Origin of the sequence: Streptomyces sp. NPDC008125, from assembly GCF_042957125.1 — a bacterium.
Taxonomy (GTDB): domain Bacteria; phylum Actinomycetota; class Actinomycetes; order Streptomycetales; family Streptomycetaceae; genus Streptomyces.
Map to the genome: position 1 here is coordinate 388,677 of NZ_JBIBHR010000005.1, position 16,339 is coordinate 405,015.

General features: G+C 71.3%; 14 protein-coding genes. 2 read left to right on the forward strand and 12 right to left on the reverse strand.

Annotation, left to right across the window (positions count from 1 at the left end; genetic code table 11):
* Positions 1-102: 102 nt before the first annotated feature.
* From ACFZAX_RS11510 to ACFZAX_RS11530, 5 genes are read right to left on the reverse strand one after another with little or no spacing between them, the layout of a single operon-like run.
* A complete protein-coding gene (locus ACFZAX_RS11510) occupies positions 103-888 on the reverse strand; it encodes an aldolase/citrate lyase family protein (protein WP_390960885.1) in 786 nt (261 codons plus the stop codon).
* Positions 885-1,658, reverse strand: coding sequence for an SDR family NAD(P)-dependent oxidoreductase (locus tag ACFZAX_RS11515; RefSeq protein WP_390960886.1), 774 nt, complete (start codon positions 1,656-1,658; stop codon positions 885-887). The genes ACFZAX_RS11510 and ACFZAX_RS11515 overlap by 4 nt, the downstream gene beginning before the upstream one ends.
* Positions 1,655-2,965, reverse strand: a complete 1,311-nt coding sequence (gene hisD / locus ACFZAX_RS11520) for a histidinol dehydrogenase (protein WP_390960887.1) — start codon at positions 2,963-2,965, stop codon at positions 1,655-1,657. Before hisD (ACFZAX_RS11520) ends, ACFZAX_RS11515 begins: the two co-directional genes overlap by 4 nt.
* A gap of 45 nt (positions 2,966-3,010) precedes the next feature.
* Positions 3,011-3,748: an alpha/beta fold hydrolase gene (locus ACFZAX_RS11525; protein WP_390960888.1), complete on the reverse strand. Its 738-nt coding sequence runs from the start codon at positions 3,746-3,748 to the stop codon at positions 3,011-3,013.
* Positions 3,749-3,753: 5 nt separating this feature from the next.
* Positions 3,754-4,893: a cupin domain-containing protein gene (locus ACFZAX_RS11530; protein ID WP_390960889.1), complete on the reverse strand. Its 1,140-nt coding sequence runs from the start codon at positions 4,891-4,893 to the stop codon at positions 3,754-3,756.
* A gap of 188 nt (positions 4,894-5,081) precedes the next feature.
* Here ACFZAX_RS11530 and ACFZAX_RS11535 point away from each other — a divergent pair, with 188 nt between their 5' ends.
* Positions 5,082-6,101 (forward strand): substrate-binding domain-containing protein, encoded by a 1,020-nt coding sequence (locus tag ACFZAX_RS11535; protein WP_390960890.1) that lies wholly within the window; start codon positions 5,082-5,084, stop codon positions 6,099-6,101.
* Between the two features lie 12 nt (positions 6,102-6,113).
* Here the strand turns inward: ACFZAX_RS11535 and ACFZAX_RS11540 are convergent, their stop codons facing one another.
* The 3 genes from ACFZAX_RS11540 to ACFZAX_RS11550 all read right to left on the reverse strand — a co-directional run bounded on the left by ACFZAX_RS11540 (position 6,114) and on the right by ACFZAX_RS11550 (position 10,062).
* Positions 6,114-7,559 (reverse strand): amino acid permease, encoded by a 1,446-nt coding sequence (locus ACFZAX_RS11540; protein ID WP_390960892.1) that lies wholly within the window; start codon positions 7,557-7,559, stop codon positions 6,114-6,116.
* Between the two features lie 134 nt (positions 7,560-7,693).
* The gene (gene hisD, locus ACFZAX_RS11545) at positions 7,694-9,055 is read right to left on the reverse strand and encodes a histidinol dehydrogenase (RefSeq protein ID WP_390960893.1); all 1,362 of its coding nucleotides are present in this window, start codon (positions 9,053-9,055) and stop codon (positions 7,694-7,696) included.
* 95 nt (positions 9,056-9,150) lie between these two features.
* Entirely contained in the window at positions 9,151-10,062 is a 912-nt protein-coding gene (locus ACFZAX_RS11550; RefSeq protein ID WP_390960894.1) for a LysR substrate-binding domain-containing protein, read from the reverse strand.
* Positions 10,063-10,299: 237 nt separating this feature from the next.
* Here ACFZAX_RS11550 and ACFZAX_RS11555 point away from each other — a divergent pair, with 237 nt between their 5' ends.
* Entirely contained in the window at positions 10,300-11,175 is an 876-nt protein-coding gene (locus ACFZAX_RS11555; protein WP_390960895.1) for a nitrilase-related carbon-nitrogen hydrolase, read from the forward strand.
* A gap of 42 nt (positions 11,176-11,217) precedes the next feature.
* Here the strand turns inward: ACFZAX_RS11555 and ACFZAX_RS11560 are convergent, their stop codons facing one another.
* From ACFZAX_RS11560 to ACFZAX_RS11575, 4 genes are all read right to left on the reverse strand, one after another.
* Positions 11,218-12,930: an alpha-amylase family glycosyl hydrolase gene (locus ACFZAX_RS11560; RefSeq protein ID WP_390960897.1), complete on the reverse strand. Its 1,713-nt coding sequence runs from the start codon at positions 12,928-12,930 to the stop codon at positions 11,218-11,220.
* A 101-nt stretch (positions 12,931-13,031) separates the two neighbouring features.
* A complete protein-coding gene (locus tag ACFZAX_RS11565; RefSeq protein ID WP_390960898.1) occupies positions 13,032-13,880 on the reverse strand; it encodes an ABC transporter permease subunit in 849 nt (282 codons plus the stop codon).
* Entirely contained in the window at positions 13,877-14,836 is a 960-nt protein-coding gene (locus ACFZAX_RS11570; protein ID WP_390960899.1) for an ABC transporter permease subunit, read from the reverse strand. Before ACFZAX_RS11570 ends, ACFZAX_RS11565 begins: the two co-directional genes overlap by 4 nt.
* A 44-nt stretch (positions 14,837-14,880) precedes the next feature.
* A complete protein-coding gene (locus tag ACFZAX_RS11575) occupies positions 14,881-16,209 on the reverse strand; it encodes an extracellular solute-binding protein (protein WP_390960900.1) in 1,329 nt (442 codons plus the stop codon).
* Positions 16,210-16,339: the final 130 nt, after the last annotated feature.

The following is a 16,339-nucleotide window of genomic DNA, read 5'->3' on the forward strand; positions in this document are numbered from 1 at the left end:
CTGAGTGCGGCAGCCGGGAGCCCGGCGGGGCGGCGCGTGCGGGGGGACGCGCCGCCCCGCCGCGGGTTCCCGCAGGCGCGGTCCTCGGCCGTCCCGAAGCGCTCAGGCAGGGGGGACGGCCGCGTCCGTCGTGCCCGGCCCGGCCAACGCGCGCATGGTGTCCATGAGGACATGGGCCATGTTGTAGAGGACGAGCTGCGCCCCCTGGCGCTCGGCGGTCCGGCCGGCGTCGGCACTCGGCACGATCGTCATCACCGCGCGCTTGTGTGCCCGCGCCGCGCCGTGTGCCCGCGCGGTCAGCCCGTCGACGACGCCCGGCTCCGGGAAGCCGCAGTCCACGGCCAGGTCCGCGGGACCCACCAGGACCGCGTCCACCCCCTCGGTGCCGAGGATCGTCCCGGCGTCCTCGCAGGCGCGCCGGGTCTCGATCATCACCACGACCAGGGTCTGGCGGGACGAGGCCACATGATCGGCCGCCGTGACCGTGCCGAACCGGCCCGCTCTGCTGTAGGTGGCGAAGCCTCGCTCACCCCACGGGGGGTAGTGGCTGGCCGCCACCGCCCGCGCCGCGTCCTCGCGGCTGTCCACGTGCGGGAAGACCAGCCCGGCCGCACCCAGGTCGAGGCAGCGCAGCGCGAGCGTCGGCTCGGCCGAGCCGACGCGGACCAGGACGTCGATTCCCTGCGCCGCGGCTGCCGTCAGGTGCTGCTGGAGCAGCGCCGTGTCGGCAGGGCCGTGCTCGCAGTCGATGACGACGTAGTCGAATCCCGCGACCCCGGCCATCTCCACCAGTGTCTCCGCGGGGAGCCGCAGCAGGGCGCCCCGCAACTGCTCGCCGTCCGTCAGCCTCTGCTTGAGACTGCGGCGCGGAGTGCTGTGCGCGGTCACCTGGCCACCATCCCCGCGGAGAGGTCGATGTCGGCCCCGCACAGTCCGCGCATGCTCAGCATCGCGACGACGGCCTCGCCCACCTCGTCCTCCGTGACCATCCGTCCCAGGGCGGAGCGTCCGACGAACTCCTGCTCGGCGCGCGCACGGGTGCTCCCGGTGCGCTCCGCCTCCAGACGGAAGTTGCGTTCCATACGAGGACCCGAGACAGGCCCGGGGGACAGCGAGTTGACCGTGACACCGAGCGGTCCGACCTCACCGGCCAGCGTGGTCGTGAGGCCGATGACCGCCATCTTCGACGCGCAGTACGGGGTACGCCGCAGCAGGGGGCGCTTGCCCGACACCGAGGCGATGTTGACGACGTCACCCGTGCCCCGCCCGGTCATGGCGGGCAGGAAGGCCCGGCACATCAGGAACACCCCGCGCACGTTCACGTCGAAGACCTCGTCCCACTCCTGCGGGGTGACCTCGGTCAGCGGGGCGACCGGGCCGGCGATCCCGGCGTTGTTGACCAGGATCGATATCTCCTCACCGGCCAGCCCCCGGGCGAGCTCCTCGACGTCGTCGGGGCGGGAGACGTCGCAGACGCGGTAGGAGACCTGCGGGCCGAAGTGTGCCGCGGTCTCCTTGAGCGCGGCCTCGTTGCGGCCCGTGATCACCACCCGGGCGCCATCGGCGTGCAGCGACCGGGTGACGGCCCGGCCGAGCCCGCTGCCGCCCCCGGTGACCAGCGCGACGCGGCCGGCCAACGCTGCGGCGCGCCCGCTCATGCGGCGCCCTCCTCGTTCCACGGCAGGGTGCCCTTGCCGTACTTGGCGGCGCGGACGTCTCCGGAGCGGGCGTGGCCCTCGAAGAGCTCGACGCGCGAGGCCCGGCCGCACACCTCGCCGAGCAGCGCGGAGGACGCGGTGTCGGTGACCTCCTGGTACGTCACCGTCTTGAGGTACTTGCCGACCCACAGGCCCCCCGTGTAGCGGGCGGCGCCACGGGTGGGCAGGACGTGGTTGGTGCCGATGACCTTGTCGCCGTAGGAGACGCAGGTACCTTCGCCGAGGAAGAGCGCACCGTAGTCGCGCATCTTTTCCAGCGCCTGACGAGGGTTCACGGTCAGGACCTCGACGTGCTCGCTGGCGTAGGAGTCGGCGATCCGGAAGGCCTCGTCGAGGGTGTCGGCCACCACGATCTCGCCGTGGTCGCGCCAGGCGGGTCCGGCGAAGTCCTTGGTGGGCATGCCCGGCAGCAGGCGCTCGATGTGCCGCTCGACCTCGCGGCCCAGCTGTTCGGACGTCGTGACCAGCACGGCGGGGGAGTCCGGGCCGTGCTCCGCCTGCGACAGCAGGTCGACGGCCACGACGAACGGGTCCGCGTTCTCGTCGGCGATCACCAGGATCTCGGTCGGTCCGGCGAACAGGTCGATGCCGACCTCGCCGAACAGCTGCCTCTTGGCCTCCGCCACGTACGCGTTGCCCGGTCCCGCGAGCATCGGGACGCGGCCGATGGTCTCGGTGCCCACGGCCAGCGCCGCGACGGCCTGGACGCCGCCCAGCAGGTAGATCTCGTCGGCGCCCGCGAGGTGCATCGCCGCGACCGTCGCGGCGGGGATCTCGCCCCGGATGGGCGGTGTGCAGGCGGCGACGCGGGGAACGCCGGCCACCTTGGCGGTCACGATCGTCATGTGGGCCGACGCCGTCAGGGGGTAGCGGCCGCCGGGCACGTACGCCCCGGCGGCGGCCACGGGGACGTGCCGGTGCCCGAGGCGGACGCCGGGCAGCGTCTCGATCTCGACGTCGGCCAGCGAGTCACGCTGGGCCTGCGCGAACGTACGGACCTGCTGCTGTACGAAGCGGATGTCGTCCAAGACCGTGCCGGGCACCCGCGACACGATCCGGCGGACCTCGTCGGCGCTGAGGCGGAACGAGTCGGGGCTCCACTTGTCGAACTTCTCGGAGTAATCGCGGACCGCGTCGTCACCGCGCCGGCGGATGTCGCCGAGGATGGCGTGGACGCGCTCGGCGACATCGGCCCGGGCCGCGCTCACCTGCGCGGCGGGGAGGGGGGACTTGAGGTGTCGGGGCATGACGGCTCTCTTCCGGTGAGGTTGAAAGGGGCGGGGGTGGTGCGTTCATGGAGCGGCGGGCGCCGGTCTCGTACCGCCGGTGGCCGCGACGAGTTCGCGCAGTGCGGCCGAGACCGCCTCCGGCCGCTGCCACGGCAGCAGGTGTCCTGCGTCGGGCAGCAGGGTCAGGGCGGCTCCGGGGACCAGGTCCGCGATAGCCCGGTGGTAGGAGGGCGGGCACAGGGTGTCCCGCTCCCCGGCCAGTACGACGGTGGGGCAGCGGGCCATCCGCAGCGCGGGGGCCGCGTCGGTGCGGGTCGCCTGCGCGGCGAGCTGGGCGCGGGCGGCGGTGGCGCCCACCGCGTGCGCCATGGCCCGGTAGCGCCCAGCGGCCTCGGGCGTGGGGCTGCGGTCGGGGAACATGTCCGGCAGTGTCTGCTCGACGACGTGCGAGAACCGGCCGGCCGTGATCAGCTCGTCCATCGCCCGCCAGGCCGCGTACTGCCCGGGATGCGGCGGGCCCCCGTTGGTCGCCATCACGCACAGTCCCGCGATGCGCCCGGGCGCCCGGCGCAGTGCTTCAAAGCCGACGATGGCTCCCAAACTGAGCCCGACGAGCACGAACGGTCCCGCCACCGCGGCGAGCACGTCCTCGGCGAGCGCCCCGATGTCCCCCCGTCGCAGGGCGACGTGGTGGACGTCGTGGCCCTCGGGGAAGTCCACGTCGCGCCACAGGTTCGCGTCGCAGAACATCCCGGGCACGACGACGAGCGGCAGCGGACGGCCCGTGTCCCCGTGATCCACGTCGGTCACCGCAAGCGCGCGGAGCGGGGCAGCAGGGCGTACGGGGCGACGTAGCCGTTGTGGTCGATGCCGAGGCCCGCGTCCGCCGCACTCCTGCGCACCTCCTCGTCCCACTCCAGACGGACGCGTCCGTCACCGGAGTTGACCACGAGGAGGTCGCCCTGTTCGTCGCCGACATTGCGTACGGTGCGCCAGGCATCCTGCGGGACGGAGAGCATGTCGCGGGGGCCGAGACGGACGGGGAGGGGGTCGGTGCGGTTGAGGGTGACCTCCCACAGGCCGTCCTTCACGATCAGTGTCTGGGTCTCGTGCTGGCGGTGCGCCGAGACACCCTGCCCGGGGTCGGCGCGGAGCCAGGCGACGTTGTGCCCGTGCGGATTGAACACGCGGGGCTCCTGATGCGGGTCCTCCGTCATGCCGTACCCGATGACGCAGCTCAGCCGGGCACCGCCGCCGGGCAGGGTGCTGTCGAGGAAGGGGTGCTCGGAGAAGACCAGCTCGTCCGCGGCGGCGATCCGGCGCTTCATCTCGTCGGCGGTGTAGTGGCGCAGCCGGTCGATGTGATCCTGCGTCATCGGGCTGACCAGCTCGGACTCCGGCGGGAGGGCGTCGCCGGCGACGGTGTCGACCAGCTGGTTGTCCGCGGTGAGGTACAGGCCGTGCTTCCCTGCCTCCCGCAGGACCGATGGGCCCCAGATGATGCCGCCGGTGTGGTCCATTCCCAGCACGGTGAACATCCAGCCGTCGTCCGGACCGGTGTTGGTGAAGCCGCGGAAGATCCAGGTGGGGATGGAGGCGATGTCGCCGGCCCTGAGGGTGAGTTCACCCTCGGTGCCGTCGGCGCCCCAGCGCAGCAGGTACTCGCCCTCGGTGCAGACGAACACCTCGGCGGTGTAGTGCAGATGGAGGTTGTTGGTGATGCCGTTCGGCATCGCGGCGGCACCGATGTTGTAGCCGTGCGGCAGCCGGAGGTTGACGTGCTGACCGGCGGCCTGCGAGACGCCCGGCCCGATCATCGCGTAGTTCTCCTTGCGATCCGACCCGGGCGTACGGCAGTCGATGAAAGCCTGGTTGCAGGAGACGAAGTCGCTGCGCCGGACCGTGCGGCGGGCCAGCTCGCTGGGTGATACGACGACATCAGGCATGACTGCTCCTTGCGTGTGAATACGTATGTATCTCATGACAGGTGCCGCTGCGTCGGATGTCAAGGGGGCTGGGTGCGTCAATTGGCCATGCGGGCTTTGCGCGTGTGCCACGACGCCCTGGGCGGAACAGGGCGACGTGTGCGTACGGCATACGTATACTGGTCCGGAGGCGCGGTCGGGCGGCTCCGATGGCGACGAGGAGAGAGCCGATGGGGATCACCAGTCACGACGTGGCCAGGCTGGCAGGTGTCTCGCAGCCCACCGTCTCGCGCGCGCTGCGTGACGACCCCCGCGTCTCCCAGGCCACCCGCGAGAAGGTCAGGCGGGCGGCCCAAGCGCTGAACTACGTGCCGAGCGAGGCCGGGCGCACGCTGTCGACGAGCGCCACCCGGCGGGTGGGCGTCATCGTCACTGATCTGACGAACCCCTTCTATCCGCATGTCATCGCCCCGCTCCACGACGAACTGAGCAGTCTCGGCTACCGGATGATGCTGATCACCGAGCGGTCCGACGAGGCGGTCGCCGAGGAGAAGCTGCTCGACCAGTCGATGGACGGGGTCGTCCTCGCCACCGCCACCACGGACTCCCGCCTGCCGGCCCAGCTGGAGCGGCGTGGCATGCCTTACGTCTTCCTCAACCGCGACACCGGACGCAGCGACGACTTCGCCTCCGTCGTCGACAACGAGGGCGGCGGACGGCTCGTCGCGCGGGAGCTCGTGAACCTGGGGCACCGGCGTGTAGCCGGGATCTTCGGTTCCGCCAACACCACGACCGGCCGCGAGCGCGAGTTGGGCTTCCGGCTGGCCCTCGCCGAGGTGGGCGTAGGGCTCCCGGAGAGCCGGGTGGTGCGTGGGGCCTTCGAGTACGACACCGGCTACCGCGCGCTGCCCGCCCTCCTCGACGCGGACGAGCCGCCCACGGCGGTGTTCTGCGGCAACGACGTCGTCGCCATCGGCGTCCTGAACGCGGCGCTCGCGGCGGGTGTCAGGGTCCCCGAGGACCTCACCGTCATCGGCTTCGACGACCTCCCGATGGCGGCCTGGGAGGTGTTCCGGCTCACCACCGTCCGGCACGACCTGCGGGAGCTGTCGCGTCAGGCGGCGCGCCTGCTGGTGCGGCGGATCGCCAAGGAGGTCGACCCGGCCGGTGAGCGCCTGGTCCTGCCGACGGAGTTCGTCCCCCGCGCCACGCACGCCCGCGCCCACTGAGCCGCCCCGGCCTCATCGTGCCGCCTGCTCCGCAATCCGCTCCGTGTCCAAGGGGCGCGCCGCCGGACCGTCGCCCCTGGCACCCGCCCGGCGCTGCCGCGCCGCTCCCACCGCGACGAGCACGGCGGCGAGCCCCAGGGAGAGCCACAGCTCCAGCCGGTGGCCCGGCAGCACGGCCATGAGCACGAGCACCCCGGCGATGAAGGCGACCGTGGCGAGGGTGAGGTAGGGGAACGCCCACATCCGGACCTCGGCCGGCCGGCCCCCCTTGCGGCGGGTCGCGTACTGCGTGAGCGCGATGACCATGTACATCATCAGGGCGATCGCCCCGCTGGAGGCGATGAGGTACGAGAAGACCTCCGGCAGCAGATAGTTGGCGATGACCGCGGCGATCCCGATGACCGTGGAGGCCACGACCGCGTTGGCGGGCACTCCGCGCCGCGAGGTACGCGCGAAGGCGGCGGGGGCGTCACCTCGGCCGGACAGCGAGAACATCATGCGGGACGCCGTGTAGACAGCGGAGTTCAGGCAGCTGCTCACGGCGACGACGAGGACGATGTCCATGATCCACGCGGCGCCCGGGATGTTCATCCGGTCGAGGGCGGCCTGGTACGAGCCGGCCGCCAGGTCGTCGGCGTTCCACGGCACGAGGCAGACGACGATGAGGATCGAGCCGATGTAGAAGAGGCCCAGCCGCCAGACGACGGCGCGGACGGCCTTCTTGATGTTCTTGCGCGGCTCCTCGGACTCGGCGGCTGCGATGGTGACGATCTCGCTGCCCTGAAAGCTGAACATCGCGGTGAGCAGGCCGGCGATGACGGCCATGGAGCCTTGCGGGGCGAAACCGCCGTGGCTCCAGAGGTTCGACACGCCGTGGGTGTCCGAGCCCGGCAGTACACCGAGCACGGCCAGCGCACCCAGGACCAGGAACGCCACGATCGCGACGACCTTCAGGAGGGCGAACCAGTACTCGAACTCTCCGTAGTTGCGCACCGCGAGCAGATTGCTGCCCGCCAGTGCGGCGATCACCAGGAGCGCCGGGATCCAGCTGGGGACCGAGGTCGGACCGGCGATCACCTCGCCCGCCGCGATGGCCTCGATGGGAATGACGAGGATGTAGAACCACCAGTACAGCCAGCCGATCGAGAAGCCCGCCCAGCGGCCCAGCGCGCGGTCGGCGTAGGTGGAGAAGGAGCCCGTGTCCGGCTGGGCGACGGCCATCTCGCCCAGCATCTGCATGACCAGCACCACGAGCGCGGCCGCCAGCAGGAACGAGATCAGGACGGCCGGCCCCGCGGCGGCCACGGAGGTGGACGAACCGACGAAGAGGCCGGCGCCGATCACTCCGCCGATGGAGATCATGGTGATCTGGCGGCCCTTGAGGCCCTGGGTGAGAGCGGTGCCGCTCCCGCTCCCGCTTCCGGGAGGCGAGGACGGCGCGGACGGGCGGTGTCGCATGGGGGACCTCGGGTGTGGGCGGTGTCGGGGGGAGCCGGTGCGGCCCGGGACGCGACCGACAGGGCTCGCTCGTAGGGAGGCACGCACCGGCGTTCCCGTGCCGCCGCACGCGGAGCGGCGGCACGGGAGAGCGGTCAGAGCTGGTCGCGCAGAGCGGCCGGGACCTCGTCGAATGCGTCGGACGTCCGCCCGATCCGGTCGATGCGGAGCGTCGCCGTGGCACCGTGGGCGGCCAGCCCCTCGAACGCCGAGATGCGCTCGACGGCGGGAGCGAGGGAAGCGGTCCCCTCCTTCGAGGCGCGCTGATACGTCAGCGGCTTGAGGAAGCGGGAGACGGAGAGCCCCGCGTTGTAGCGGGCCGTCTTGCCCGTGGGCAGCACGTGGTTGGTGCCGGCGATCCCCTTGTCGGAGTACGCGACCGTCGACCACGCCCCGATGAACAGCGAGCCGTAGTTGGTGAGGTTCTCCAGGTAGTAGTCGTCGTCCTCGGTCTGGATCTCCAGGTGCTCGGGGGCGATGACGTCGGCGACGGCGACGGCGTCGGCTTGGTCGTCCACCACGATGACGGACCCGAAGTCACGCCACGCCGGGCCGGCGATGTCCCGGGTGACCAGGGACTCCAGCTGACGGTCCATCTCCGCGATCACCGCGCGTCCCAGTTTCTCGGACGTGGTGATCAACGCGGCGGGCGAGTTGGGGCCGTGCTCTGCCTGGCCCAGCAGATCCGCCGCGACCCACTCGGGGTCGGCGCTGTCGTCTGCGATGACGGCGACCTCGGAGGGGCCGGCCAGCAGGTCGATGCCGACCCGGCCGAACAGCTGCCGCTTGGCCTCGGTGACGAACGCGTTGCCCGCGCCGACCAGCATGTCGACCGGGGCCTCGCCGAGCAGACCGAAGGCCATCGCGCCGAGTGCTTGGACACCGCCGAGCGCGAACACCCGGTCGGCGCGCGACAGATGGGCGCCGTAGAGGACGGCGGGGTGAGCGCCGTGCTCACCCGACGGGGGAGTGCACGCCAGCACCGTGGGTACACCGGCGGTCTTCGCCACGTTCACCGTCATGAAGGCGCTGGCGAGCAGCGGGAAACGGCCGGCCGGCAGATACGCGCCGACCCGGGAGACGGGAACGTATCGCTGGCCGCCGACGACACCCGGAGCGACCTCGACCTCGAAGTCCGTCAGGTGCTCCCGCTGCGCGGAGGCGAACCGGTGGGTGCGCTCGTAGCCCATCTCCAGGGCGGTACGGACGTCCGGGGGCAGGGCGTCCCCCGACTTCTTGAGCTCGGTGGCCCCGATCTCCACGTCGCCGGACCAGCCGTCCAGCTCCTGGGCGTAGGCGCGCACCGCGTCCATACCCTTGTGCTCGATCTCCTTCAGCATCTGAGAGACCCGCTCGACCACCTTGGGGTCGCGCTGGGCCGGGGGGCCGTCCACGGACGGCTTCTTGAGCCACTGGAACGGGGGGAGGGACTGTGCTTCGTCGTGCGTGATCTGCATGGCAGGGACGCTAGACGTCTCGCTGCCACAGGACCAGAGGGGCGAGTCCTGTCCGAACCACAGGGTTTCCCTGATCCATGGATTGACGCTGCGGCTCAGAGACCGAGGTCGGTACGGATCTCGCGCAGGGTGTCCTCGGCCAGTCGGGCGAGCTCCCTCGTGGCCCGCGACAGCGGATGTCCCCGCCGCTTGACGAGGGCGATCGTGTCGTAGAGGGGGTCGGCGAACGAGGCAGTGCGCAGCCCGGGCGGGAACGACGGGCCGGCGACCACCGCCCGGCTGGCGATCGTGTCGCCCACCCCGGCCGCCACCAGGCCCAGCGCGGCCTCCACGCGCTCCAGCTCGATGAGCGGGTCGATGGCGACCCCGGCGAGCTGGGCCCGCTCCGCGATCTGCCGCCGGGTGGGGTCCTGCCAGCCGTAATGGGCGTCGTAGAGAACCAGTGGCGCTCGGGCGAACGCCTCCATCGTCACCGGGACGCGGGTCCGTTCCTCGCTCGCGCTGATGTAGAAGACCTCGTCGCGCAGGAGCGGGGTCACCACCAGCCCCTCGTCGTCGATCGGCAGGACGACCAGGCCCGCCTCGATCCGGCCCGCGGCCACGGCGGCCGCGGTCTCCGACGAGTTCTGCCCCACGAGCCTGACCCTGACGGACGGATACCGGGCATGGAACATCTGCACGAGGTTGGACAGCAGGTAGTAGTCCGCGTTGCGCAGAACACCGAAGGTCGCCGTTCCTCCGCCCAGGGAGCCCAGCGAGCGCACCGCCCGCGTCCCGCTCGCGGCGGCCTCCAGGGCCTGCTGGGCGTACGGCAGCAGTTCCTGCCCGGCCGAGGTCAGGGTCAGGGTGCGGCTGCCCCGTACGAACAGCTCGGCGTCAAGTTCCGCCTCCAGGCGCCGCACCAGTTCGGAGGCAGATGCCTGGGCGATGTCCATGGCCTGCGCCGCCGCGGTGAACGACCCCAGTCGCCCCGCCTCGACGAAGGCCCTCAGCTGGGTGAGGGTCATGCGTGTTCCTCTGTCCTGTCGGATCGGTGAGGCACGTCCGGGGCGGTCGTGCGCAGCGCGGACGCGGTGGCTCTCGTTCTACCACGGAGCCACTGGTTCTCCCTGTGGATGGTGCTGGGTGAGGGGATCTTGCCCTGAGGCAGACGCGATGATTGGCTCGTCAGCGCTCCGGGACCAGCGCCCGCAGACCCCACCGGACAGCCACGGGACACCCCCCTGCACGGAAAGTTGCTCGACATGACGGTCCCCCTGACGATCGGCCTCGTCCAGGCGGCGGCGCTCCACCACGCCGCCGACGATCCGGACGCGTTCGCCGCAGACGTACGCCGTGTCGTCGAAGCGCATCCCGGCGTACGCCTGCTCGCCTACCCGGAGCTGCATCTGTGTGGCCACGAGCCCGGCGAGGACCCCGGGACGGTCATGACCGAGGCGGCCGAGCCGTTGGACGGCCCCCGCGGCACCCGGCTGGCGGTCCTCGCCCGCGAACTGGGCATCTGGCTCGTGCCCGGCAGCGTCTACGAAAAAGGCTCGGACGGTAAGGTCTACAACACCGCCCCCGTCTACTCGCCCACCGGCGAACGGGTCGCCGAGTACCGCAAGATCTTCCCGTGGCGGCCGTACGAGACCACGGCGTCCGGCAGCAGTTTCGTGGTCTTCGACATCGAGGGCCACGGACGCGTGGGCCTGACGATCTGCTACGACGCCTGGTTTCCGGAGACCACCCGCCACCTGGCCTGGCAGGGCGCCGACCTCGTGCTCAACCTGGTGCGCACACCGACCGTCGACCGCGCCCAGGAGGTCGTGCTGGCCCAGGCCAACGCGATCGTGAACCAGGTCTTCATGGCCAGCCTCAACGCCGCTTCGCCCGACGGCATCGGACGCAGCGTCGTCGTGGACCCCGAGGGGCATACGCGCGCCGAAGCCGGGCCCGGCCCCGAGGAGGTCCTGACCGACGTGCTGGACCTCGCCGAGGCACGGAGGGTGCGCGCGCGGGGGACGGCGGGCCTCACCCGGGTGTGGGACCCGTTCGCGGACGACCAACTCCCGATCGAACTCCCCCTGTACGCGGGCAGGATCGACCCGGGCCGCTGGCGCGGCGGATCCCGGCCGTGAGCCGGCCCCTCCGTTCACGGCGCGAGGGGCCGGACCCGTGCCTCAGCGGCCGGACCGGGAGACGGACGCGGTCCCGGTCCTCAGCCAGACGGTGGTCCACGGTGGGAGCGTGTCATCGGTCAGCGGCGCGGAGGCGAGCAGGACCTCCCCCCGGGGCAGCCGCCCGGGCTCGTCGGACAGGTTGCTGACGGTCTGCCAGCCGCCGGCGCGCTCGAAGTGCAGCAGTCCCTGATGTGCCGGTTCCTGCGGGCCGGTCCACGCCAGCGTCTCGTCCGCGACCAGCGTGCGACGCAGTCGCAGGGCCTCGCGGTACAGCTGCAGGAAGGATCCCGCGTCCCCGCTCTGTGCCTCCGCCGCGTACCGGCCCCAGCCGGAGGGCTGCGGAAGCCACGAGCCCCCGGAGCCGAACCCGAAGCTGGTGCCCTCAGTGGTCCACGGCAGCGGTACGCGGCAGCCGTCGCGTCCCTTGACGCGTCCGCCGCTGCGTACCCACATCGGGTCCTGGAGGTCCGCGCGGTCGAGGTCCGCGACCTCGGGAAGGCCCAGTTCCTCGCCCTGGTAGACATACGCGGAACCGGGCAGCGCCAGCATCAGCAGGGCAGCGGCCCGCGCCTTGCGTTCACCCGCCGCCAGGTCCGGGGCCGGTTCCCGGCCGTCGGTGAGCAGCCACGCCTCGATGTCGCGCTTGCGGTGGTCGCCGGGCAGGGCATAGCGCGAGACATGACGTACGACGTCGTGGTTGGAGAGCACCCAGGTGCTCGTCGCACCGGCGTGGCGGGCGTCGGCGAGCGCCGTGTCGATGGTGGCGCGCATCTCGCCGGCGTCGAGCCTCGCGCCGAGGAAGTCGAAGTTGAACGCCTGGCCCAGCCCGTCGGCGGAGGCGTACGCCATGCGCCGTGAGGTGCCCACCCAGGCCTCGGCGACGGCGAAGCGCGGCGGGTCGTACGCGTTGAACACCTGCCGCCAGCCGCGGTAGATCTCGTGCACCGCGTCACGGTCCCACAGCGGATGACTGCCGTCGACCGGCAGGGCGTCGGGCTGGTAGCTCTGCTGGTCACCGAGGTCGCGCAGCGGTGCGCGCAGGTCCTTGGCGAGGCCGTGGGCGACATCGACGCGGAAACCGGCGACACCCCGGTCGGACCAGAACCGCAGGGTGTCGTGGAAGTCCTCACGGACCTCGGGGTTGTCCCAGTTGAAGTCGGGCTGCTGGGGCGCGTACAGATGCAGATACCACTGGCCGTCCGCCACCCGGGTCCAGGCGGGGCCTCCGAAGCTGGACGGCCAGTCGGTGGGCGGCAGTTCACCGTCGTCACCCCGCCCGTCGCGGAAGACGTAGCGCTCGCGGGCGGCCGATCCGGGGGCGGCCCGGAGTGCCTCCTGGAACCAGACGTGCTGGTCGGAGGAGTGGTTGGGAACGATGTCGACCATGATTCTCAGGCCGAGCCGGCGGGCCGTGGCGACCATCTCGTCGAAGTCGTCGAGGGTGCCGAGCCGCGGGTCCACATCGCGGTAGTCGGCGACGTCGTAGCCGCCGTCGGCGAGCTGTGAAGGGTAGAACGGGCTCAGCCAGACGGCGTCCACGCCGAGGTCGGCGAGGTAGTCCAGCCGGGAGGTGACGCCGGGGATGTCGCCGAGGCCGTCGCCGTCGGAGTCGGCGAAACTACGGGGGTATATCTGGTAGATGACCGCCTGCCGCCACCAGTCCGCGTCGCGGGGGGAGGACGGGAAGGAGGCGGGGGATTCGTGGTGGAACATGTGTCTACCTCTCGGGCGTGCACCCGGGACGGGGCGCGGATGTGCGGAAGTCAGGAGCGTGACGGCTGGACCGGCCCTCACGCTGTACGGGGCCCGCCCGCTCAGCCCTTCACCGCGCCGGTGGTCATGCCGGAGACGACGGACCGGCGGAAGATCAGCACCAGGACCGCGATCGGCACGGTGGCGACCATCGCACCGGCGAAGATCACCCCGTACGGCACCTGGTACTGGCTGGTGAACAGGGCTATGCCGACGGAGACGGTGCGGCGGGCGTCGGAGCCGTTGAAGGTGAGCGCGAGCAGGAATTCCGACCAGGTCGCGGTGAAGGAGAAGACCCCCGCCGTGAACATCCCCGGCCGGGCCAGCGGCAGGATCACCGTCACGGCGGTGCGCAGCGGGCCGGCACCGTCGATGGCCGCGGCCTCCTCCAGCTCCCCCGGGATACCGCTGAGGTAGTTGCGCATGATCCAGATCGCGAACGGCAGATTCAGTGCCACGTACGGGATGATGAGTCCCGGGTAGCTGTTGAGCAGACCTGCCTGACGCTCCATGAGGAACAGTGGCACGAGCAGGGCGATCGGCGGGAAGACCGACAGCATCAGCAGCGCTGTCATGACGGCTCCGCGGCCGCGCAACGGCAGCCGGGCGAGGGCGTAGCCGGCGAAGAATGCCAGGGACAGGATCAGCACCGTTGAGCAACAGGCCACGACGACGCTGTTGAGGAAGTAGTGGCCGATGCCGTTCCGGGAGAACGCCGTCTCGTAGTTGCCGAGGGTGGGATGGGCCGGCAGCAGCGAGGGCGGCGTCGTGCTGATCTCGCCGGGCCCCTTGAGGGAGGCGGACGCCATCCAGATCAGGGGCAGCGTGGCGCACATCGCGATCACCAGCCCGCCGAGGTTGACGGCATTGACGTAACGGCGCACGCCTGTGCGCGGGACGTGGCGGCTCATGCCCGCCCCTCCTCGTCGACTTGGGCGCGGAAGACGCGCAGGAACAACAGGCAGCAGGCCAGGACGATGGCGGCAGTGGTGACCGCGACGGCGGCACCGCCCCCGAAGTCGAGGTTCTGGAAGAGGATCCGGTACCCCAGCATCGCCACCGACTGAGTGGCCGTCCCCGGGCCGCCCTGGGTGAGGACGAACGGCAGGTCGAAGATTCCGAACGCCTGGAGAATGCGGAAGAGGACCGCGATGGCGACGATGGGCCGCAGTTGCGGCAGCGTGACTTTCCAGAACGTCGTCCAGGCGCTCGCCCCGTCGATTTCGGCGGCCTCGTAGACGTCGCCCGGGATCAGCATCAGACCGGCGAGCACGACGATCGCGACGAACGGCGTCGTCTTCCACACGTCGACGGCGACCATCGCCGCCATCGCGGGCACCGGCTCGCCGAGGATGTCGGGCCGGTAGCCGAGCAGTTGCTCGCAGAGCCAGGTCACCGCGCCGTAGGTGCCGTTGAACAGATACGACCACAGCTGCGCCGCGACCACGTTGATCAGCGCCCAGGGCAGCAGGAGCAGGGCGAGGATCCACCCGCGGGCAGCCCCGAGCCGTTCCAGGACGAGTGCTGTGAGCGTCCCGAGGACCAGCTCGATGAAGACCGAGACGACGGTGAAGCCCAGCGTGAACGCGAGTGCCCTGTACCACTCGGAGTGCGTCAGGAGCGTTTCGTAGTGCGTGAGGGTGGGAGAACCGATCCGCAGGCCGCCGTACTCCAGCCGGACCTCGCAGAACGACAGCACCAGCGAGAAGGCGACGGGGAAGACCGTCACCGCCGCGATGATCAGGAGAGCGGGGGAGGCGAACAGCCACCCGGTGCGGGCGCGACGTCGGGCGGCGAAGCCTGGGGGCGCGCTTTTCGGGGACCGCCGGGACTGGGGCGGTGCGTCGCCGGTGCGGCCGGTCGTCACCGTCCCCCCTGTCCTCGTCGCTGCCCTCGCATGCTGCACTGAACTCACAGCGCTTTTCCTTCCAGGGCCGTACGCAGCCCTTCACGTGCGGCGCGGACACCGGCCGCGGGGGAGAGGCTGCCGCGTACGACCGCGTTCGCCGGGGTGTACAGCGCCTTGCTGACCTGCGGGTAGTAGGGGGTCTGCACGGGCCGGGCGACGAGTCGCAGGTCGGCGGCGCGCAGGACTGTGGGGTCGCCCGCCGCACGCGCCTGAGGGCCGCTCAACACGGAGGTCATGGCGGGGATGACGCCGGCCTCCTGGGCGAGGAGGCGCTGCACCTCGCTCCCGGCGCAGAACCGGGCGAACTCCATGGCGGCGCCCAGCTGCTGGGAGCTGGGATTGACGAAGTTGCTCCAGCCGCCGGCGCAGGAGACACCGGAGCGGCCGGTTCCCTCGAAGCCGGGACGCAGGGTGGCCGCGATTTTGCCGGCTACACGGGAGACCTTCGGATTGCTCGCGTTGACCCAGGCGTACGACCAGTTGCGCAGGAACAGCCCGCGTCCGTTGGCGAAGGCGTCCTGCGAGTCCGACTCCTTGTACGTGGCCACGGTGCGGGGCGAGACTCCCTGTGCGGTGAAGTCGGCCATGAGCGAGAAGGCCCGCTCCGCCTCGGCCCCGCCCAGCACCGCCCTGCCCCGGGAGTCCAAAATCTCGGCGCCCGCGTCGGCGAGGAATTCGGTGACGTTGGCCGTCAGCGACTCGGACACCCCGGCCTGCCACAGGAATCCGGTCTCCACGTCGCCGGCGCTCTGCACCGTGCGGGAGGTGTGCAGCAACTCCTCCCAGCTGCGCGGGGTGCGCAGCCCGTGCTTGGCGAGGAGGTCCTTGCGGTAGAAGAGATAGGTGCTGTCGGTGAAGAACGGCACCGCGTAGGCGCTGCCGCGGAACGTGGAGCTGTCACGCAGGGCGGCCGGAAAGGCGTCCCAGAAGCCACTGGGAAGCAGCGTCTCCACCGGCAGTGCGAGCGAGGCGTGGCCGAACTGCGCGGGCCATGTCGTGTCGCCCAGATACACGTCGGGCTGGGGGGAGCCGCCGGCGAGCTGTGTGGCGATGGCGCTGCGGTTGCCGTCCGACGTGGACAGGGCGTTGATCTTCGAGATGCGGACGAGAGGATGCCGCCGCTCGAAGGCACGGATGATCAGATCCGCGACGACGGCGCCCCGCCGGGAGGGGATTTCGGAGACCCACCAGGTCAGCCGGGCCGGCTCTCGGGGCGCGGTTGCGGCCTGCGTGAGCAGGTCGCTGAGGTTCTTCCCTCCGCATCCGGCCAGCAGACCCGCTGCGGCGACGCCTGCGGCGCTCGTCAGCAGTGCTCTGCGGTTCAGGGTCATGGCGCACTCCCTCCCTCTTGCGCTGTCCGATGACAGCGCTGTCACGCTAGGGAGGCCAGTGAGTCGTGTCAATGGTTGCAGTCGCCCGAGTAATGCGTGAATGCCCTATGACAGCGCTGCCACACCGCTG

Bases quoted from the DNA above. Each gene is read 5' to 3' on its own strand.
- ACFZAX_RS11515 (WP_390960886.1), bottom strand. From the start codon at position 1,658: ATGAGCGGGCGCGCCGCAGCGTTGGCCGGCCGCGTCGCGCTGGTCACC.
- hisD (WP_390960887.1), bottom strand. From the start codon at position 2,965: ATGCCCCGACACCTCAAGTCCCCCCTCCCCGCCGCGCAGGTGAGCGCG.
- ACFZAX_RS11530 (WP_390960889.1), bottom strand. From the start codon at position 4,893: ATGCCTGATGTCGTCGTATCACCCAGCGAGCTGGCCCGCCGCACGGTC.
- ACFZAX_RS11535 (WP_390960890.1), top strand. From the start codon at position 5,082: ATGGCGACGAGGAGAGAGCCGATGGGGATCACCAGTCACGACGTGGCC.
- ACFZAX_RS11540 (WP_390960892.1), bottom strand. From the start codon at position 7,559: ATGCGACACCGCCCGTCCGCGCCGTCCTCGCCTCCCGGAAGCGGGAGC.
- hisD (WP_390960893.1), bottom strand. From the start codon at position 9,055: ATGCAGATCACGCACGACGAAGCACAGTCCCTCCCCCCGTTCCAGTGG.
- ACFZAX_RS11550 (WP_390960894.1), bottom strand. From the start codon at position 10,062: ATGACCCTCACCCAGCTGAGGGCCTTCGTCGAGGCGGGGCGACTGGGG.
- ACFZAX_RS11555 (WP_390960895.1), top strand. From the start codon at position 10,300: ATGACGGTCCCCCTGACGATCGGCCTCGTCCAGGCGGCGGCGCTCCAC.
- ACFZAX_RS11560 (WP_390960897.1), bottom strand. From the start codon at position 12,930: ATGTTCCACCACGAATCCCCCGCCTCCTTCCCGTCCTCCCCCCGCGAC.
- ACFZAX_RS11565 (WP_390960898.1), bottom strand. From the start codon at position 13,880: ATGAGCCGCCACGTCCCGCGCACAGGCGTGCGCCGTTACGTCAATGCC.
- ACFZAX_RS11575 (WP_390960900.1), bottom strand. From the start codon at position 16,209: ATGACCCTGAACCGCAGAGCACTGCTGACGAGCGCCGCAGGCGTCGCC.